2 protein-coding genes and 1 pseudogene are annotated in these 3,784 nt (G+C 74.9%); all 3 read right to left on the minus strand.

Annotated elements, in window-relative coordinates:
• Nucleotides 1-322: pseudogene (locus HG543_RS52220) on the minus strand (hypothetical protein); the annotation flags it as partial.
• A gap of 52 nt (nucleotides 323-374) precedes the next feature.
• Nucleotides 375-1,418, minus strand: a complete 1,044-nt coding sequence (locus tag HG543_RS52225) for a trypsin-like peptidase domain-containing protein (protein WP_246357920.1) — start codon at nucleotides 1,416-1,418, stop codon at nucleotides 375-377.
• Nucleotides 1,419-1,596: 178 nt separating this feature from the next.
• On the minus strand, nucleotides 1,597-3,732 hold the full coding sequence (locus tag HG543_RS52230) for an alpha-2-macroglobulin family protein (protein ID WP_439332625.1): 2,136 nt from the start codon (nucleotides 3,730-3,732) through the stop codon (nucleotides 1,597-1,599).
• Nucleotides 3,733-3,784: the final 52 nt, after the last annotated feature.

Consider the following 3,784-nt stretch of genomic DNA (forward strand, 5'->3'; position numbering starts at 1 on the left):
CCGCCGCCCCGCCCACCGTGGCCGTCAGCGGCACCTGCACGCCGTCCTGCGACTGGAGCGGGTCCACCAGCACCGTCACGCCGCCTTCGAGCGGAGCCTCGCCCTCCGCGCCCACGAGGTCCACGCGAAGCACGTGCCGGAAGTCCTCCGACGCCGTGCGCAGCCGCACCTCGTTGCTGGCGGAGGCGCCGGCCACGCGCAGCCGGGGCGGCTGTTGCGCGAGGCCCACGCTCCACGGTGCGGCGAGCCACAGGACGAGGACCAGGCGCGCGAGGCCCGCGCCACGGCGGAGGACGGCGGAACGGGTGGAGGCGGGTTCCATCCACCGAAAATAGCAGGCACGCCCGACGGCTCCACTTCGTGCCCGGTCCGCCTCACCAGCCGAGCACGTCGCGCACCTGCCGGGGCAGGCTGTCGCGGATGGTGTCGGTGGGGATGCCCTCGTTGTGTCCCATGGAGGACGGCACGCGTGGGCCGCCGCTGTGGTGCAGCGCGGCCAGCTTCAGCTCCTGCGAGAAGCACGGCGCGCCCGACGAGCCCGGCCCCGTGCAGGCCCGGTACGCCACGCGCGTGCGCGACGGGTTGACGCCGAGGAACTCGTCCACCGCGACGCTCATCGGCTGGCCTTCCGGGTGCTGGAAGATGAAGGCCAGGCTGCCGGGCGTGAAGGGCTCCGGCGTCTCGGGGAGCTCCAGCCAGCCCCGGGGCTCTGCGCCCACCCGCGCGTCCCCGGGCGCGCCCTCCACCTGGAGGAAGGCGTAGTCCAGTTCGTTCACCGTGGCCTCGCGCGGGCGGGGGTGCATCAGGTCCGCGGGGCTGTAGGGACTGTGGGCCAGGCACTTCTTCACCCGGTACACCGTGCCCGCCTGGAGCAGCGTGCGGTCCGGCAGCACCTTGTGGTCGAAGCGCACGCGCAGCGACTCCAATAGTTTGTTCTCGATGACGTGGAAGTTGGTGAGGACGACGTCGGGCGAGACGAGGAAGCCGGTGCCCAGCGCCGCGCCCACCTGGGGCTCCACGCGGCACACCTGTCGCTCGATGGACATCAGCCGCCGGCGCCACGCGGCCAGCCCGGTGTCCGTCCGCCCGGGGCCGAAGATGCGCTCCAGCCTGACGCGGGGGATGCTGCGCTGCGCGGACGCGAAGTACCCGTGCACGAAGCGCGACAGCCGGGGGTGGCGGGGCAGTGTCGTGTACGCGCCCGTTACCAGCTCGCGCGTCCATCCCTCCAATTCGGCCCGGTGGATGAGCGCGAGGATGCGCTCGCGCAGGCTGCCGGTGGACGCGAGCGCTTCCAGCTCCCGTCGCCGGGCAGCGGCCACCGCCCGGCGCAGCTCCTCCACGGAGGAGAAGGCGCTGGTCAGCACCCGCAACAGCTCATCTCTTTCTTCCGCGTCGAGCTCCATGGTGTCACCCAAGATGGAAACCACGAGGCGGGGCCGGCCTCGCGACGCTCACGGAAATCTGCCGCATCCCCTGGGGGGTTTCACGTGGGTATGCGGAGACCGCCACCCATTCGGAACTCCGGGCGGCGATGAGAAGACACTTCCCATGGGGACACTGTCCAAGACAGTGCCCCCGAGGGCAGGCGGGCGATCAACGCACGGCCCACGTAGTGGGAGGTACGTAAGACGCGAGGTCAGGTCGGGAGACCACCTTCAACGATGAGGCCCCCGCCTGCAGGGTGCCCGCCAGGGTGGGGATGACACGGAAGCGGGCCTGGAAGGGCTCGCCCGGGCCCCTCGGTGGCAGCTTCAGCGTCACCGCGCCGTCCTCGGCGTTCCAGGACGTCACCCGGCCCTCGGACACCAGCGCGTCCAGGCTGGCCGGGTCCACCTGTACACCGGCGGGCAGCCCATGCCGCAGCTCCAGCTCGAGGCCGGAGGGGGTGGAGGCCTGCACCACCACCTCGGCCGGCTGTCCCACCTTCGCCTCCGAGGGCCCCTTCACCGCCAGCTCGAGCCCGCCCTGGGACTCGGTCTTCCAGGGCACCGCGGCGGCCAGCGTCAGCGAGAAGCCGAGCCCCGGCACCGCGGGCTCCGCGCGCACCGTCCAGGTGTGCGCCCCGCCCGAGCCCGGCGCCGCGGCTTCCAACGCCAGCACCTCGCGCAGCGCCTTCGCGTCGAAGGTGCCCTCGGTGACGGGCTGGCCGTCGCGCTCCAGCACCACGCGCACCTGCGAGGGCAGCGGCTCGCGGAAGAGGGCCACCACCGCGCGCAGGGCCAGCCGGTTGGCGCGCCCGCCGCCCCAGCCGGACACCGGCTCGTAGCCGGCCAGCAGCGACGCGCCCAGGTCCGCCAGGGGCGCCTTCGCGTCGCCCTCCAGCGCCAGCACCGCCAGCGCCGTGGCCTCCGCCTCCGAGGGCGTCTGGCCGCTGGCGTCCACCACGCCCGGCTCCACCGGCAGGAAGGCGCCGCCCTCGCGCGTCTTCAGCGCGTCACGCACCTGGACGCGCAGGTCCTCCTTCAGCGAGCCCGTCACCACGCCGCTCGCCAGCAGCGCCGCCGCGGTGTAGCCGTCCTTCACGTGCGCCCGGTTGCGCTCCAGCGCCCCGGAGGCCTTCACGGTGAAGAGGGCCGCCCGGCGCCGGCCCTCGGGCGTGCCCGCCGCCGCATTCACCGCGCGCGTGCAGTCCGCCGTGGCCACCAGCAGCCGTTGCAGCGTCCACCCGTCTCCGCCCTGGCAGGTGCCGTCCGGGAGCTGCGCCGCCGCCACCCGCGCCGCGAGCCGCTCACCCAGGCGGGCCAGCACCGGGTTGCCCGGGTGCGCCAGCGCGCCCTCGGCCAGCAGCGCCGCCGTGGCCACGTCCGGCGCCCGGCCGGCGCGCAGCGCGCGCTGCGTCACCTGCGCCAGCAGCCCTCGCATGGCCTCCACGTCCACCGCGCCCTCCACGGGCTGGGGCGGCGTGGCTGGGCGCTTCTCGCCGGAGGTGAGCGCCTTCAGCGCCTCCGCCGACTGTGTCTCGCCCAGCGTGGCCAGCAGCTCCGGTGAGCGCCCCACCAGCAGCAGCGCGTAGGCCACGTCCGCGGTGTCCATGCGGCCTCCCGCGGTGCCCAATTCCGAGCGCAGCACGCCCAGCGCGCCGGGGTACACGAGCAGGCGCACCCGCTCACTGCCGGCCTGCGCGTCCGACGGCGCGGTGAGGGACAGGGTGCGTGGCGCGGCCAGCGTGCCGCCGCGCGTGAGCATCACGGGCCTGCCGGTGGGCCACACGTCGAAGCTGCGCACCACCGCGTCCGCGCCGCCCAGCGTGGCGCGCACGGACACCGGCCCGGGCCCGGAGGCCCGCACCGTCACGTACTCCACCACGCTGCCGCGCGCGGGCACCCGCACCGTGCGGCCGCCGCCCTCCACCGCCGCGCCCTGGGCCTCCACCTTCAGCGCCGCCTCCACGGCGGACTCCGTCGTGTTCACCACCTGCACCGGCAGCCGCACCGCGTCCCCCGCGCGGAGGAAGGGCGGCAGCACCGGGTCCACGTACGTGGGCAGCGTGCCCGCGAAGCGCGTCACCGCTCCCGCCTGCGCGCCCGAGCGCGAGTGCGCCAGCGCCAGCACCCGCCACCCGGTGAGCCTGTCCGGCACGCGCACCGGCACCGTCGCCGCGCCCGACGCGTCCGTCACCACCAGCGGCTCGAAGAGGAACGTCTCCGGGAACCAGGCGCGGCTCTGCGCGGCCTCCGGCTCGGGCTCCTCGGACTTCTTGGCCTTCATTCCGAAGCCTCCCAGGCCCATGGCGGCACCCCCACCTCCCCTGGCGGAGGAGCGCGTCCCCAGGCCCCCGATT

The sequence above is a fragment of the Pyxidicoccus fallax genome (assembly GCF_012933655.1).
Taxonomy (GTDB): Bacteria; Myxococcota; Myxococcia; order Myxococcales; family Myxococcaceae; genus Myxococcus; species Myxococcus fallax.